Origin of the sequence: Castellaniella defragrans 65Phen (genome assembly GCF_000612685.1) — a bacterium.
In the GTDB taxonomy this organism is placed as follows: Bacteria; Pseudomonadota; Gammaproteobacteria; order Burkholderiales; family Burkholderiaceae_B; genus Castellaniella; species Castellaniella defragrans.
Window position 1 is genome coordinate 1988481 of sequence record NZ_HG916765.1, and the last position, 15734, is coordinate 2004214.

Consider the following 15734-nt stretch of genomic DNA (forward strand, 5'->3'; position numbering starts at 1 on the left):
ATGAGACAACACATGCGGCTGCTGCTGCCTCCCCTTTCCGAACTGACGCCCGCCACGCCGCTGGCCTTCGCGCTCGTGGGGCGCGATGGGCGTCTGCTGCGCTCGGGCGCGCTGGACCTGCGGTCGCTGGCCGCGGTGGCGGGCGCGGGGCCGGTGCACGCCATCGTGCGCGACGAGGACGCGGTCGTCGCCCGCATCACGGTGCCGCCCGTCCCCGCCCGGCGGCTGGGCGACGCGGTGCGCGGCAGCGTCGAGCCCATGGTGCTGTCCGACCTCGACCGCCTGCGCGTGGCCCATGGGCCGCGCCAGCCCGACGGCGCGGTGGCCGTCGCCTGGACGGCGCGCGAACCCCTGGAGCGGGCCTGGTCGCTGCTGACGTCCGCGGGCCTGCGCGTCGAGTCCCTGGTGCCGCATGCCCTGGCGCTGCCCGCGGACGATCCGCATCCCGGCCGCGTGCTGGAGCTGCCGGCGGGACCCCGCTGGCTGGCCCCCCTGCCGGCCTGGTCCTTCGTCGATCGGGAGCTGCGCGCCGCGGGCGGGGCGGGACGCTGGCGCCGGCCGCTCGCCTGGGCCGCCGCGGCGGGCGCCGTCTGGATCCTGGGGCTGAACGCCTATGCCGCCCGGCAGGGGCGCGAACTGGAGGATTTGCGCGAATCCATGCGCCGGACCGTGCAGCAGGCCTATCCGCGCATTCCCGTGGTGATCGATCCGCTGCGCCAGGCCCGCCAGCAGCGCGACGCGCTGCGGCTCGCCGGCGGCGGCGAGGCCGCCGACGATTTCATCCCGCTGGCGCTGGCGGCGGCCGAGGTGCTGGACTTCGCGCAGGGGCACGTGCTCGGCCTGCGCTACGCGGACGGTCGCCTGACGCTGACGCTGGCCGAAGGCTACCGGCCGCCGGCGGACGAAGCGGCGCTGGCGCGGACGGCGGCGGAGCGGGGCATCCGGCTGGCGCGCGACGAGACCCGGCCCCATGTCTGGCATGCCGGCCGTCCGGATGCGTCGGAGGGCACGCGTCGTCCGGCCGGGGAGGCGGGATGAGCGGGCCGCATGCGCAGCGCTGGCGGAACGCCTGGAACGCGCGGGCGCGGCCCGCGCTGGGCCGCTGGCATGCGGCCTGGCGGCGGCTGAGCCCGCGCGAGCGGCGCCTGCTGGGCCTGGCGGTCCTGCTGCTGGGGGTCGCCGTGCTGTGGCTGGCGGCCTTGCGTCCCGCGATCGGGACGCTGCGGCAGGCACGGGAACAGCTGCCCGTGCTGCGGGCGCAGGCGGCCGAGCTGGAGGCCGTCGTGCTGGAATCCCGGGCGCTGGGGCGCGAACGGCGCGGCGCCATGACCCTCGAAGAAACCGCCGCCGCGCTGCAGGAAAGCCTGCGGCGGGCCGGCCTGCAGGCGCACGGCCGCTTCGGCCCGGTGCGCGCGGTCGACGGCGCGATGCGGCAGCCGCTGACGGTGGAGCAGGCGCCCGCCGCCCGCTTGCTGGCCTGGCTGGCGCAGTTGCCTGAGATCGCCCGGGTGCGGGTGCATCGCCTCGACCTGGCGCGCAGCCACGTCGGGGGGCGCGACCGTCCCGGCCTGCTGAGCGGCAGCATCGAGCTGGCGCTGCCGGCAGGGAGCCCGCCATGAGCGCGCCCAATCGAGTCCGGCGCGCGCATGGGGACGCGCCCGGCGATGGCCGCGCGACGAGCCGCGCGGCGCGCCTGGCCGGCGTCCTGGCGCTGGCCGGCGCGGCCCTCCTGGCCGCGGCGGGCGTGCTGCCGGCCCGCTGGGCCATGGCCTGGGTGCCGGACGGCGCGCCCGTCACGCTGGTCGATGCCCAGGGCAGCCTTTGGTCGGCGCAGGCCACGCTGGCCGTCGGCGCCGGCCCGCTGCGGCGCAGCCTGCCCGAGCCGCTGCACTGGCGCTTCGCGTTCGCCGGCGGACCGCGCGTGTCGGTGTCGCATGCCTGGCTGGGCGGCCCGCTGGAAATCCGCCCGGCCTGGGGCGGCGTACGCATTTCCGGCCAGACCCTGCGGGTGCCGGCGGCGCTCCTGACGACTCTGCATGCCGTGTTCAACACCCTGGAGCCCGAGGGAGACCTCCTGCTGCAATGGCCCGACCTCGTGGTCGGCCGCGGCGGGCCCGAGGCCGCGCCGGGAGGGGAACTGCTGCGGATCCGGTGGCGGCAGGCCGGGTCCGCCTTGAGCCGCATCAGGCCGCTGGGCGACTACCGCCTCTCGGTGGCGGCCGCCGCCGGCCCGGAGCCGGGCTTCGCCCTGCGATTGAGCACGGAGGACGGTCCTCTGCGGCTGGACGGCGCCGGAACGTGGTCGCCTTCCGGCCGTCTCGTCTTCGACGGCCGGGCCTGGGCCGACGCCTCGGCATCCCCCGACACGCGGGTCGCGCTGCGCCGCCTGCTGGACACCCTCGGGCCCCGAACCGGTCCCGACGGAGCAACCCTTCTGCGGATTCGTTCATGAAAAGAGAGACTGCCCGATACCTGCCCCTGCTGCTGTCCGTGCTCGCCCTGGGAGGCTGCGCGGTCCCGGACGCCGCGCGCCAGGCCCAGGAATCGCCGCTGGTGGTCCGCACCTCGGTGGGGTCGGCGCCGTCCGTGCCCGTCGGGCGCCCGGCGAGGGCCGATGAGCCCCGGCAGGCGCCGCGCCCCCGCCGGCTGCAGCCCATCGCGGAACGGCCCGGGGCCTCGGCCGCCGCCCCCGGCGCCAGCGCGGACGGGCCGATGACCCGGCTCAATTTCCAGGAGGCCGATCTGGGCGCGGTGGTCCGTGCCCTGGCCAGCTTCACGGGGCGCAATTTCCTGGTCGATCCGCGCGTGCGCGGCCAGCTGACGCTGGTGTCGGATGCGCCGGTCGATGCCGATACGGCGTATGCCATGCTGCTGGGCGCCTTGCGCATGCAGGGCTTTGCCGTGGTGGAAGTCGGCGGCGTCAGCCGCGTCGTGCCCGAGGCCGACGCCAAGCTGCTGGGCGGGGCGGTGGTGTCCGGCGCGGAGCCGGCGCGCCGCGGCGAACTGCAGACCCGCGTCTTCGCCCTGCGCTACGAGAACGCCGCCGATCTGGTGCCGGTGCTGCGCCCCCTGGTGGCGGCGAACAACACCCTCGCCGCGCAGGAAGGCAGCAATTCCCTGGTCGTGACCGACTATGCCGACAACCTGGAGCGCATCGCCCAGATCATAGCCCGCATCGACACGCCGCTGGCGGTGAACACGGATGTCGTGCCGATCGAATACGGCGTCGCCCTCGACGTGGCCGCCCTGGCGCAGCAGCTGCTGCAGGACGGCAGCGGGCGCAAGACCCGGGACGTGTCCGTGCTGGCCGATCCCCGCAGCAATTCGGTGCTGCTGCGCGCCATCACGCCCGAGCGCCTGAAGCAGGCGCGCCAGCTGATCCTGCGTCTGGACACGCCCGAATCCCGCACCGGGAATCTGCATGTCGTCTACCTGCGCAACGCCCAGGCCAGCCACCTGGCCGAGGTGCTGCGGGGAGCGCTGACGGGGCAAGGCGGAAGCACCGATGCCCTGGACGGACCGCCGCTGTCGGCCACGCAGGCGCAGACCGGGCTGCCCGCCGCCGCGCTCTCGTCGTCCCAGGGAGAGGGCGCCGCGGCGGCGCTGCCGGCCGCCGACGCCCGCAGCATGGCCTTCTCCGCGGGAGGCGCCACGATCCAGGCGGATTCCGCCACCAACACCCTCATCATCTCCGCGCCGGAACCCCTGTACCGCAGCCTGCGCGAGGTCATCGACCTGCTCGACCAGCGGCGCGCCCAGGTGCTGATCGAAAGCCTGATCGTCGAGGTGAACGCCGACAAGGCCGCCGAGTTCGGCGTGCAGTGGATGGCCGGCGGCAACAGCCTGAACGGCGACGGCGCCGCCTTCTTCGGCGGCGCCAACCTGGGCGGGACCGGCATCGGCCTGGACACGGCCACCCGCACCACGATCGACGCCCTGGGCCAGGGCCTGAACCTGGGCGTCATCAACGGCACGGTCAACGTCATGGGCACGCAGATCCTCAATCTCAGCGTGCTCGCCCGGGCCATGCAGAGGCACGGCGGCGTGAACGTCTTGTCCACGCCGAACCTGATGACGCTGGACAACGAGGAGGCCAGCATCATCGTGGGCAATACCGTGCCGTTCGTGACGGGCTCCTACACGACCTCGGGCGACGGCGCCAGCAATCCCTTCCAGACCGTGCAGCGCGAGGACGTGGGCCTGACCCTGCGCATCCGGCCGCAGATCTCCGAAGGCGGCACGGTCAAGCTGGCCCTCTACCAGGAGGTCAGCAGCCTCGTCCCGACCGCCTCGCAGAACGGCACCTCGGACGTGACCCGCAAGCGGGCGCTGGAGACCAGCGTGCTGGTCGACGACGGCCAGATCATCGTGCTCGGCGGCCTGCTGGAGGACAGGATGGACGATTCCACGTCGTCGGTGCCCCTGCTGGGCGACATCCCCGTGCTGGGCAACCTGTTCAAGTACCAGAAGCGCAACCACACCAAGACCAACCTGATGCTGTTCCTGCGGCCCCACATCGTGCGCACCGCCCAGGACGGCGCCCGCCTGACGCTCGACCGCTACAACTTCATGCGGGCGGCCCAGGCCGGCCTGCCGGTCCAGGCGTCCTGGCTGATGCCGGACGACGTCATGACCGATCTGCCCGCGCTGCAACGCGATCCCGGCACGGGCCTGCTCGACCTGCGCGGCTTCCGGCGCGCCGACGAAGCCGCGCCGGCCGCCGGCGCGCCCGCGGACCCGGACGCTGCTCCGGCGGTGGCCGCGCCGGTCGGCCGGCCGGGGGCGCGATGAGCGCGCCGGGCCGCCGCCTGCCCTATGCCTGGGCGCGCGCCTGGCGCGCCCTGCTGGAGACCGGGGCGACGGGCGAGACGCTGACGGTCTCGGCGCGCACGCCCGCCTGGGCCCTGGCCGAGATCCGCCGGGTGCACGGCGCGGTCCCGCCGCGCACGGTGTCCGACGCGGAGCTCGACACCCTGCTCGCCGCAGCCTACGCCCATGCCGGGGATGCCGCCGCCATCGTCGACGAGGCGGCCCTCGACGTGGATCTGGACCGCCTGCTCCAGGACCTGCCCGAGGTCGAGGACGTGCTCGATACCCGCGAAGGCGCGCCGATCATTCGCATGATCAACGCCCTGTTCACCCAGGCCGCCCGCGACGGCGCCAGCGACATCCACATCGAGCCCTTCGAGGCCCACTCGGTGGTGCGCTACCGGGTGGACGGCACGCTGCGCGACATCGTCAGCCCGCGCCGCGCCCTGCACAACGCCCTGGTGTCGCGGATCAAGGTCATGGCCAGCCTGGACATCGCCGAAAAACGCCTGCCGCAGGACGGGCGCATCGCGCTGCGCGTGGGCGGCCGGCCCATCGATGTGCGGGTCTCCACGCTGCCCACGGGGCATGGCGAACGCGTCGTCCTGCGCCTGCTCGACAAGGAGGCGGGGCGGCTGCAGCTGGAGCGGCTGGGCATGTCGCCCGCCGTGCTGCGGGGGCTCGACGCGCTCATCAGGCGGCCCCACGGCATCGTGCTGGTGACCGGGCCGACCGGCAGCGGCAAGACCACCACGCTCTACGCCGCCCTGAGCCGGCTGGACGCCGCGACGACCAACATCCTGACGGTCGAGGACCCGATCGAATACGATCTGCCCGGCATCGGCCAGACCCAGGTCAGTCCGCGCATCGACCTGACCTTCGCCGCGGCGCTGCGGGCCATCCTGCGCCAGGATCCCGACGTGGTGATGATCGGCGAGATCCGCGACCTGGAGACCGCCGAGATCGCCGTCCAGGCCTCCCTGACCGGCCACCTGGTGCTGGCCACGCTGCACACCAACGATGCCGTATCGGCGGTGACCCGCCTGCTGGACATGGGCGTGGAATCGTTCCTGCTCGCCTCCACGCTGCAGGGGGTGCTGGCCCAGCGGCTGGTGCGCAAGCTGTGCGTCCATTGCCGGCGGATGCGGGCCGACGGCACGGCCGAGCGCGATCCGAAGGGATGTCCGGCCTGCGGCCACACCGGCCACAACGGGCGCACCGGCGTGCACGAGCTGTTCATGCTCGACGACACGCTGCGCGCCATGATCCACGAGGGCAGCGGCGAGCAGGCCCTGCGCGAGGCCGCCCGGCGCGGCGGCATGCCGGACCTGCGCCAGGATGGCGAGCGCTGGATCCGCGCAGGCGTCGCCGCCCGGGCCGAGATCGAGCGCGTCGCGCGCGATCCGTGACGGCGCGCAGGCGGTCTCCTCGACGCGCATGAACAGGTCCTAGCCCATGCCCTCCTATCAATACGAAGCGATCGATGCCGCCGGCCGCGCCGAGCGGGGAAGGATCGAGGCCGACAGCGAGCGCGGCGCCCGCCAGACGCTGCGCAACCGGGGGCTGCTGCCGCTGAGCGTGGTGGAAGCGCGCCGCCGCGCGGGCGCGGGCATCGGCGCCCGCGCGCGGCTGCGCGACGCCGATCTGGGCTGGCTGACGCGCCAGCTGGCCAGCCTGCTGGCGGCCCGCCTGCCGCTGGAGACCGCGCTGCGCGCGACGCTGGAGCAGGCCGAGCGTGCGCAGGTGGTGCGCGTGCTGACGGCCGTGTGCGACGACGTGCGCGCCGGCCTGCGTCTGGGACAGGCCCTGGATGCCCATCCCCGCGATTTCCCCGACGTCTACCGGGCGCTGGTGGATGCCGGCGAGCAGTCGGGCGATCTGGACCGGGTGCTCGAACGGCTGGCCGACTACATCGAGGCGCGCGGCGCCCTGCGCAACAAGGTGCTGACCGCCTTCATCTATCCCGGGATCGTCACCGTGGTGTCGATGGCCATCGTCGTCTTCCTGCTGAGCTACGTGGTGCCGCAGGTGGTGGGGGCCTTCACCCAGGCGCGCCAGACGCTGCCCTGGCTGACGCGGCTGCTGCTGGCCGCGAGCGCCGGGATCCAGGACTGGGGCCTGGCGGTGGCGGCGGGGCTGGCGCTGTGCTTCGTCCTGTGGCGCCTGCATCTGCGGCATCCCGCCGCCCGGCTGGCCTGGCACGCCCGGGTGCTGCGCCTGCCGCTGCTGGGGCGCTATGCGCAGGGCGTGGACGTGGCCCGGTTCGCCGCCACGCTGGCCATCCTCACGGGCAGCCGGGTGCCCCTGCTGCAGGCCCTGGAGGCCTCGGGCCGCACGCTGCGCAACCGCAGGCTGCGGGCCGCCGTGGCCGATGCCCTGCGCTGGGTGCGCGAAGGCGGCTCCCTGGCCCAGGCGCTGCAGGCGCAGAAGGTCTTCCCGCCGCTGCTGATCCATCTGGTCGCCAGCGGCGAGCGCACCGGCGAGCTGCCCGCCATGCTGGATCGCGCCGCGGGCGTGCTGGCCGCCGACCTGGAGCGGCGCGCCCTGACCTTCACCGCCGTGCTCGAACCGCTGATGATCCTCGCCATGGGCGGCATGGTGCTGGTGATCGTGCTGGCGGTGATGCTGCCCATCATCGAGATCAACCAGCTGATCCAGTAGGCGGCCAGCAGGCGGGCGGCCGTGCGGACCCGGTGCGGCGGCGGGGCCGGACCGTGGGGCTATTCCCCGCCCACCACGATCTTCCCCAGCTGCTCGTCGGATTCCATGCGGGCGATGGCCGCTTCCAGTTCGCCGAATGGAAACACCCGGTCGATGGCGGGCACGAGCCGGCCGTCGGCGACCAGCGGCAGGACCTGTTCGGCGACGCCCCGGACGATGCGCCGGCGCTCTTCGGGGCCGCAGCCCTTGCTGGACACGCCGAAGACCGTCAGGCGCCGGGCGTGCAGGGCGGCGAGGTCGAGCCGGCCTTCGAGCACGCCGTCCATGTAGCCGACCGTGGCCAGCCGGCCCTCGAAGGCCAGGCAGCGGACGCATTCCGCGAACACCGAGCCGCCGACGATGTTGACGGCCAGGCCGGCGCCCCGGCCGCCGGTGGCGGCCATCACGGCGTCGTGGAAATCGGCGGCGCGGGTGTGCAGGCCCACGTCCAGGCCCAGGCGTTCCAGGTCCGCCAGCTTGCGCGCCGAGCCGGAGGTGCCGATGACCCGCGCGCCCAGCGCCTTGGCCAGCTGCAGGGCGGCCACGCCCACGCCCGAGGAGATTCCGGTGACCAGCAGCCATTCGCCCGCGGCCAGCCGGCCCTGGGCGATCAGCATGTCGTACACGACCATGGTGGCGATCGGGAGGGCGGCGGCCTGGATCCAGGAGAGGCGCTCGGGTACGGCCATGGCCTCGTGCGCGTCCAGCAGCGCGTAGTCGGCGAAGGCGGCGCGGCAGCGCCCCATGACGCGGTCGCCGGCCTGGAAGGGGCCGGCATCGGCCCCGGCCCGCACGACCTCGCCAGCCGCCTCAATGCCCAGGACGGCCGGGGCGCCGGGCGGCTGCTTGCGCAGCGCCAGGAGCTCGCCGCGGTTCAGGCCGGCGGCACGCACGCGCACCAGCAGCTGCTGCGCGCCGGGCCCGGGGATCGGCGTGTCTCGAGGTTCGATCCGGATCCGGTCGTCGACCAGTCGGGCGGTATGGGCGCGCATGCGGGGCCTCGTGGATGAAGGGGAGGGAATCCGTGAAGAAGATACGGTAGCACGCACCCGGGATGGCACGCGTCCGGCGGAGGGCGTGCGGCCGGCAGGGGGACGTGTGGCCGGCGAGGGACATGCCTGATGAGGAACATGCCTGATGAGGAACATGCCCGATGAGGAACGTGCCCGGCGTGGGGCATGCGGCGGCCGCCTGGGCGCGGATGGGGGTAAACCAGGGTATCCGGGATTTTTTTCCTATAAGATAATTTTCCTATCGGAAAAAATGGAATACAGGCAATGAGCGACGAGGTGTTCGACTTCGCGGTGGTCGGCGCGGGCATGGCGGGGGCTTCCGTCGCCTACCGCCTGGCCCGGGAAGGGGCGTCCGTGGCGGTGCTGGAGCGCGAGTCCCGGCCCGGCTACCACTCCACGGGCCGTTCGGCGGCCATGTTCATGGAAAGCTACGGCACGGAGCAGATCCGCGCCCTGACGCGGGCCAGCCGCGCGTTCTTCGAGCAGCCCCCGGAAGGCTTCTGCGCGCATGCCCTGCTGCATCCGCGCGGCGTGCTGTACGTCGGGACGGCGGGACAGGAGCGTTTGCTGGACGACGCGCTGGCGATGTACCGGCGCGAGGGCCTGCGGGCCGAACGGATCGACGCGGCCCGGGCGAAGGCCATGGCGCCGTGCCTCGAAGCGGACAAGCTCGTCGGCGCCGTGCACGACGTGGACGCCACCGACATCGACGTGGCCGAGCTGCACCAGGGCTTCCTGCGCGGCATGGCGCGGCAGGGGGCCCGCCTGCGCTGCGACGCCGAACTGGCCGCCGCCGCGCTCGACGAGCAGGCTGGCGTGTGGACGCTGACGCTGGGCGGCGGCGACGCCGTGCGGGCGCGCGCCGTGGTGAATGCCGCCGGCGCCTGGGCCGATCCGGTGGCGGCGCTGTGCGGCGCGCGGACGCTGGGGATCGAACCCAGGCGCCGCTCCGCGTTCACGTTCGCCGCGCCGGAGGGGGTGGACGTCGCCGCCTGGCCGGCCGTCATCGGCGTCGATGAAAGTTTCTACTTCAAGCCCGACGCGGGCCAGCTGCTGGGCTCGCCGGCCAACGCGGACCCGGTCGCGCCGCACGACGTCGTGCCCGAGGAACTCGACATCGCCCTGGGCATCCACCGGATCGAATCGCTCACCAGCCTGCGCATCCGGCGGCCCCGGCATGTCTGGGCCGGGCTGCGCAGCTTCGCCCCCGATGGCGATTTCGTCATCGGCTGGGATCCGCGGCGTCCGGGATTCTTCTGGCTGGCGGGGCAGGGCGGCTATGGCATCCAGACTTCGGCGGGCGCGTCGGCGGCCGCCTGCGCGCTGCTGCTGGGCCGGGCGCTGCCGGAATTCCTGGCGCGGCAGGGCGTCGCCGCCGACCGGCTGAGCCCACGCCGCTTCGACGCGGACCGGACCTGAAATCCGCCCGGTGCCGCGAGCGCCGGGCGCCCGCGCCTCGGGCGCGCCGATTCATTCCATCATCACTGGCATCACTAGACCATCGGGAGACAAGGGCATGGATTCGTTCAAGGACGTCTGCAGGATCGCGGGCGCGTTCGTCGGCGTTATCATCGGCGCGGGATTCGCGTCGGGGCAGGAAATCCTGCAGTTCTTCGCCAGCTTCGGCGCCATCGGCCTGGTCGGCTGCGTGGTCTCGGGCGTGCTCTTCGCCCTGCTGTCGATGGCGTTCTCCACCATGGGCCAGCGGCTGGCGGCGGATTCGCACAAGGAAGTCGTCAACGCCATGCTGGGCCGCCACCTGGGCCTGGTGTTCGACGTGCTGATCACGTTCTTCCTGTTCGCGATCACCGTGGTGATGCTGGCCGGCGCCGGCTCGCTGCTGAATCAGTGGCTGGGCATCCCGGAGGTCTGGGGCAGCGTGCTGGCCACCGTCGCCACCATCCTGATCGTGTGCCTGGACATCCGCAGCGTGATCGCCTTCATCGGCGCCGTCACGCCGTTCCTCATGTTCATGACGGTCGTGGTGGCCGGCTACGTGCTGATGACGCCGCACGCCGGCCACGAGGCGCTCGCGGCCGCCGCGCAGACCCAGCCCCGCGGCGCCGGCCAGTGGCTGGTCGCGGCCCTGCTGTACGTGTCCTACAACATCGTGGCGGGGATGCCGTTCCTGGTGATCATGGGCGGGCAGGCCCGGTCGCGGGCGACCGCGCTGTGGGGCGGCGTCCTGGGCGGGCTGCTGCTGGGCGTCCTGATCCTGCTGATCGCCGTGGCGATGTACCTGCGCATGGACACCATCGGCGGGATGCCCATGCCGATGCTCTCGATCGCCACGCAGATCTCGCCCTGGCTCGGCCACCTGATGTCGCTGGTGATTTTCGGCATGATCCTCAACACGGCGGTCGGCATGCTCTATGCCTTCATGGCGCGCATCGTGCCCGCCGACAGCGGCAGGTTCCGCGTCGGCACCGTCGCGGCGGGCGTGCTGGCGCTGGCGGGCAGCTTCGTCGGCTTCATCCAGCTGGTGGGGATCGTGTATCCGATCTACGGCTACATCGGCTTCGTGCTGATGGCGCTGGCGTTCGTGGGCTGGCTGCGCGTGGCGCGCCGCGGGGACGGCGCCGCGTCCCGCGCCTGAGGCCGCATCGCCGGTGCCGGACGCCGGATCGACATAGAATGTCGCAAGCGCCCGATCGGGGCGCATCGCAACCTTCGCCATCATGCCCGGCCCGACGAACAAGAAAACCCGCGCAGTCCAGGTCCTCTCCAAGGTGCTTCCGGGCGCGGCCGCGCCGCCGGCCTCCGCCGCCAGCCCCGGGCTGGCGGGCCGGCACGAGGTCGGGGCCAGGATCCGCGCGGCGCGCAAGGAGCGGCGGCTGACGCTGCAGCAGGTGGCGCAGCGCAGCGGCCTGGCGGTGTCCACCGTCTCGAAGGCCGAGCGCGGGCAGATCGCCCTCAGCTACGAAAAAGTGCTGCAGCTCGGCCGCGCGCTGGACATCGACATGACGCGCCTGTTCATGCAGGCGGACGCGCGGCTCGAAGCGGACCCGGCCGGAAGCCCGACGGTCGTCAAGGACCGCTTCGCCGACGTGCAGCGCTACGAGACCGACCAGTACGAATACAGCGTGCTGTGCGGCGCGTTCCCGGGCAAGAAGATGCAGCCGCTCGTGGCGCTGATCAATGCGCGCGAGGCGCGCGATTTTTCGGAGACCATCCGGCATCCGGGCCAGGAATTCGTCATGGTGCTGTCCGGCCGGGTGCGCATCCTGTTCGAGAACGGCGAGGCCGTCGAGCTCGGCCGGCACGAGGCCGCCTACTTCGACAGCGGCGTCGGCCATGTCTACGTCAGCCTCAGCCGGCAGCCGGCGCAGGTGGTTTCGATCTGTTGTTGATGGGAGGTCCCGCATGACCCGCAAGACGATCAATGTCGCATTCACGTCCGATGACTGGCGCGGCGTCGCGCTGTCCAACTTCAGCCTGTCGCCCTTCGAGCTGGACGGCGTGCCGCTGGCCTCCGTGGAAGGCTTCATCCAGGGCATCAAGTTCCCGCCGGGCCATCCGGCCCGCGAACGCGCCTTCGCCTCGGCGGCCTGGGAGGCCAAGGAATGCGGCAAGGGGGCGGACAAGCGCCACGCCTACTGGGGCGAGGCGCGGATCGTGTTCGGGTCCGACGAGCACCACCGGCTGGTCGAGCGGGCGCTGCGCGCGCGCTTCGCCCAGAACGAGGGCCTGCGCCGCCTCCTGGCTGCCACACGCGGCCTGGAGATCCTGCACCAGACCGGCGAGGGGCCGGAGCCGGAGCGCACTTCGCTGCCGGCGGCCCTGTTCTGCCGCATCCTGAGCGACATCCGCGAGGCCGCGGCGCAGCCCGGGGATCTGGCGGAACGGATCGTCGAGCAGACGACCGACGCGCTGATCTACGCCGACCGCGCGGGCCGGATCGCGCGCTGGAACCAGGCGGCCTGCCGGCTGTTCGGCTTTTCCCGCGACGAGGCGCTGGGCGCCAGCCTGGATATCATCATTCCCGAGCACCTGCGCGCCGCCCACTGGGCCGGCTACGACGCCGCGCTCGCCAGCGGCCGCACGAAGCTCGCAGGCCGCCCGACCCTGACGCGCGGAGTGCACCAGGACGGCCGGAAGCTGTACGTGGAAATGACCTTCGCCCTGGTCAAGGACGAGTCGGGCGCCGCCATCGGCTCGGTCGCCATGGCGCGCGACGTGACCGAGCGGGTGGAACGGGAGCGCGCCGCGCGCAAGGCGCAGACCCAGGCGCAGGGAAGCTGAGGGCCGGGCGCGCCATGCGTCCGGCTCAACCCGCCTTCTTCATCAGGCGGCAGGTCGAGTCCTTCGGGCGGGTGAAGGCTTCCTCGCCGGGGATCGTGGCGACGGTCTTCATGTAGTCCCACGGGCCCTTGGATTCCTCGGGAGTCTTCACCTGCATCAGGTACATGTCGTGCACGTAGCGGCCGTCCGCGCGGATGTAGCCCTTGCTGTACATGTCGTCGAGCGGCATGCTTTTCAGCTGCGCCATGACCTTGTCCGCGTCGGTCGTGCCGGCGGCCTCGACCGCCTTCAGGTAGGTGGCCGTGGCCGAGTAGGCCGCCGCCTGGTGCGTGCTCGGCATCTTGTGCATGGTTTCGTCGAACCGCCGGGCGAAGGTGCGCGACGCGTCGTCCTTGTCCCAGTACCAGCTGTCGGTCATCAGCAGCTTCTGGGCGATGGGCAGGCCCAGGCCGTGGATGTCGTTGATCGTCATCAGCAGGCCGACCAGCTTCATCTTGTCCGCCAGGCCGAAATCGTTGGCGGCTTTGATGGAGTTGATGGTGTCCGCGCCGGCGTTGGCCAGGCCCAGCACCTGGGCGCCGGAGGACGCCGCCTGCAGGATGTAGGAGGACATGTCGGGCGAGGTGGGCGGGTGCCGCACCGATCCGACCACGGTGCCGCCGTTGGCCTTGACGACGGCGCTGGTATCGGCTTCGAGGGAATGGCCGAAGGCATAGTCGGCGACCAGGAAATACCAGGACTTGCCGCCCTGCTTGACCACCGCGGAGCCGGTGCCCTTGGCCAGGGCGACCGTGTCGTATTCGTAATGGACCGTGTAGGGCGTGCAGTCCTCGTTGGTCAGGCGGGCGGTGGCCGCGCCGATGTTGATGTAGGGGACGTGCTTTTCGTTGATGATCCCGTTCATCGCCAGCCCGGCGGCCGAGTTCACGCCGCCGATCAGCATGGACAGGCCCTGCTGGTCGATCCATTCCCGGGCGCGCGCGGAGGCGATCTCGGGCTTGTTCTGGTGGTCGGCCGACAGGATCTCGATCTTCTTGCCGAGCACCGTGCCGCCCGCGTCCCGCACGGCCATGCGGATGGCCTCCAGCCCTCCGGGGCCGTCGGTGTCGGCGTAGGGGCCGGACATGTCGGTGATGAAGCCGATGCGGATCACGTCCGGATCGGGCGCCGCCCGCGCCGCGCCGGCGGCGATCAGGCCGAGCAGGGCGGTGGCGAGCAGCGTGTGGCGAGGAATGCGGGTCTTCATGGTCGTCTCCTGGTTGTAGGGGTTCCCTCGTATGGGGTTCCCGGCTCGCCGGCCGGGTTCGTGTTGCGGGTGCGTCGTTGCGGGTGCGTCGTCGAAAGCGCGTCGTCGCGGATGGGCCGTTGCGGGTGCGCCGGTGCAGGCGGGCCGCCGTGGGCCTGCCGCTAATGGGTGCGGGCGCCGCCGCGCCGCTCGTTCAGAAGCTCGCGGGCGAGATCGGCGCGCACGTCGCCCGCCTCGACCATCCGCGCGGCCACCCAGGCGATCTCCTCGCCTCGATCCTGGGCGTGCCCCTGTTGACGACCGACGAGGTCTCCGGCGTGCTCTTCGTGGGCGACCGCTACGTGCGCGCGTACACGGCGTGGGAGACGTCCATCCTCTCGACGCTGGGTGCGCAGGCTTCCGTGGCGATCGGCAATGCGCGCCTGTTCGAGCAGGCGCGCGACGCGCTGGCGCAGGCGGGCGCGACCAACGCGCTGCTGTCGCGCCAGACGGCCGACACCCGCGCGGCGGCCGAGGCGCACGAGCAGCTCACCGCCCTGGTCGCGCGCGGCGGCGACCTGCCGGACGTGTGCGCGATGCTGGCGCAGCGGCTGGGCGGGCGGGTGGCCGTCTGCGACGAGGCCGGCCGGGAGATCGTCGCCGCCGACGGCGGGCGAGGCATCGAGGAGCCGACGGAGGAAGGGCGCTGGATCGAGGACGCGGCCTATGCCGCCCTGGCGGAAAGCCGGCGCACCGGCCGTTCCGTCGCCTATCGGAAAACCCGCACCGTATGCGCCATCGTCGGCGGCGACGGCCCGCTGGGCGGGCTGGTGCTCCATGGCACCGAGCCCCTGGGCGAGGTGGCCGCCCGCGTCTTCGAGCGCGGCGCCATGGTGACGGGCGTCGTGCTGCTGCACCAGGCGCAGCGCACGCTGTCCCTGATGGCGGATGCGCCGGCCGTGCTGCACGGCCTCGTCCACGGGCCGTGGGGCCGGCTCGAACGCCATGCGCAGCAGGCGGAGAAATACGGCGTGGACATCCACGGTCCCATGCGGCTGCTGCGGATCCGCACCGGGCGCGATGGCGGCCCCTACCTGCGCAGGCAATTGATCGAGCGCCTGGGCACGTCGAGCGCCTTGTTCGACGATGCCGGCGACGGCCTGGTCGTGCTGGCCAACGCGGCGCGGATGGACGCGGTGCGCGCGGCGGTCCAGGCCTGCCTGCGCCGCCATCGAGGCTCGTTCTCGGGCGTGGCGGGCCATGCCGTGGACCGTCCCGACGGCCTGGCCGCGGCGTTCGAGCGGACCGGGCGCTGCCTCGACCTGCTGGAGGCGTTGGGCCGGCGGGACGAGATTTTCGACGAGAGCCGGCTCGCGCTGTACCTGCCGCTCTTCAACCGCGCCGATGCGGCCGCCATCGAAGGATTCTTCACGGCCACGCTGGGCGGGCTGTACGCCGGTCCCGCCGCGCACGCGGATCGCCGCGCGGCGCTGGCCGGCACGCTGCTGGCCTATCTGGATTGCGGCTACAACGCGGCCGAGGCGGCCAGGAGCCTGTCGCTGCACATCAATACGCTGCGCCAGCGTCTGGAGGCGGTCGATGCGCTGCTGCAAGGCTGGCGCGACGCGGGCCGCGCGCTCGAAGTCCACGTGGCCCTGCGCCTCTGGCGGCTGCGCGATCCGCAGCGGTTCGCCGGCCCGGGCGCGCGGGTGTAGGCGGGCAGCCGGTGCGCGTCCGGGCCTCCG

Annotated in this window: 13 protein-coding genes; 11 read left to right on the forward strand and 2 right to left on the reverse strand. The window is 72.9% G+C overall.

Annotated features, from left to right (window positions below):
- Genes gspL through gspF form a run of 6 tightly spaced genes read left to right on the forward strand, consistent with a single transcriptional unit; the run spans nucleotide 1 to nucleotide 7470 of the window.
- Nucleotides 1-1038, forward strand: a complete 1038-nt coding sequence (gene gspL, locus BN940_RS08920) for a type II secretion system protein GspL (RefSeq protein ID WP_158386257.1) — start codon at nucleotides 1-3, stop codon at nucleotides 1036-1038.
- Nucleotides 1035-1619, forward strand: a complete 585-nt coding sequence (gspM, locus tag BN940_RS17900; protein ID WP_052355736.1) for a type II secretion system protein GspM — start codon at nucleotides 1035-1037, stop codon at nucleotides 1617-1619. Before gspL ends, gspM begins: the two co-directional genes overlap by 4 nt.
- A complete protein-coding gene (gene gspN, locus BN940_RS08930; RefSeq protein ID WP_052355737.1) occupies nucleotides 1616-2452 on the forward strand; it encodes a type II secretion system protein N in 837 nt (278 codons plus the stop codon). The genes gspM and gspN overlap by 4 nt, the downstream gene beginning before the upstream one ends.
- A complete protein-coding gene (gspD, locus tag BN940_RS08935) occupies nucleotides 2449-4791 on the forward strand; it encodes a type II secretion system secretin GspD (protein WP_052355738.1) in 2343 nt (780 codons plus the stop codon). Before gspN ends, gspD begins: the two co-directional genes overlap by 4 nt.
- Nucleotides 4788-6218, forward strand: a complete 1431-nt coding sequence (gene gspE, locus BN940_RS08940; RefSeq protein WP_043682267.1) for a type II secretion system ATPase GspE — start codon at nucleotides 4788-4790, stop codon at nucleotides 6216-6218. Before gspD ends, gspE begins: the two co-directional genes overlap by 4 nt.
- A 46-nt stretch (nucleotides 6219-6264) precedes the next feature.
- Entirely contained in the window at nucleotides 6265-7470 is a 1206-nt protein-coding gene (gspF, locus tag BN940_RS08945) for a type II secretion system inner membrane protein GspF (RefSeq protein WP_043682270.1), read from the forward strand.
- 59 nt (nucleotides 7471-7529) lie between these two features.
- Here the strand turns inward: gspF and BN940_RS08950 are convergent, their stop codons facing one another.
- Entirely contained in the window at nucleotides 7530-8501 is a 972-nt protein-coding gene (locus BN940_RS08950; protein WP_043682273.1) for a zinc-binding dehydrogenase, read from the reverse strand.
- A gap of 285 nt (nucleotides 8502-8786) precedes the next feature.
- Between BN940_RS08950 and BN940_RS08955 the strand changes: the two genes are divergently transcribed.
- The 4 genes from BN940_RS08955 to BN940_RS20240 all read left to right on the forward strand — a co-directional run bounded on the left by BN940_RS08955 (nucleotide 8787) and on the right by BN940_RS20240 (nucleotide 12764).
- Nucleotides 8787-9941: an NAD(P)/FAD-dependent oxidoreductase gene (locus BN940_RS08955; RefSeq protein WP_043682275.1), complete on the forward strand. Its 1155-nt coding sequence runs from the start codon at nucleotides 8787-8789 to the stop codon at nucleotides 9939-9941.
- A 97-nt stretch (nucleotides 9942-10038) separates the two neighbouring features.
- Nucleotides 10039-11118: a YkvI family membrane protein gene (locus tag BN940_RS08960; RefSeq protein ID WP_043682277.1), complete on the forward strand. Its 1080-nt coding sequence runs from the start codon at nucleotides 10039-10041 to the stop codon at nucleotides 11116-11118.
- An 82-nt stretch (nucleotides 11119-11200) separates the two neighbouring features.
- On the forward strand, nucleotides 11201-11872 hold the full coding sequence (locus BN940_RS08965; protein ID WP_173424580.1) for a helix-turn-helix domain-containing protein: 672 nt from the start codon (nucleotides 11201-11203) through the stop codon (nucleotides 11870-11872).
- 13 nt (nucleotides 11873-11885) lie between these two features.
- Nucleotides 11886-12764, forward strand: a complete 879-nt coding sequence (locus BN940_RS20240; RefSeq protein WP_084330601.1) for a PAS domain S-box protein — start codon at nucleotides 11886-11888, stop codon at nucleotides 12762-12764.
- Nucleotides 12765-12789: 25 nt separating this feature from the next.
- On the opposite strand, the gene BN940_RS08980 is transcribed toward BN940_RS20240, so the two are convergent.
- The gene (locus BN940_RS08980) at nucleotides 12790-14010 is read right to left on the reverse strand and encodes an ABC transporter substrate-binding protein (RefSeq protein ID WP_043682279.1); all 1221 of its coding nucleotides are present in this window, start codon (nucleotides 14008-14010) and stop codon (nucleotides 12790-12792) included.
- 149 nt (nucleotides 14011-14159) lie between these two features.
- Between BN940_RS08980 and BN940_RS08985 the strand changes: the two genes are divergently transcribed.
- A complete protein-coding gene (locus tag BN940_RS08985; protein WP_158386259.1) occupies nucleotides 14160-15704 on the forward strand; it encodes a helix-turn-helix domain-containing protein in 1545 nt (514 codons plus the stop codon).
- The last annotated feature ends 30 nt before the right edge of the window (nucleotides 15705-15734 follow it).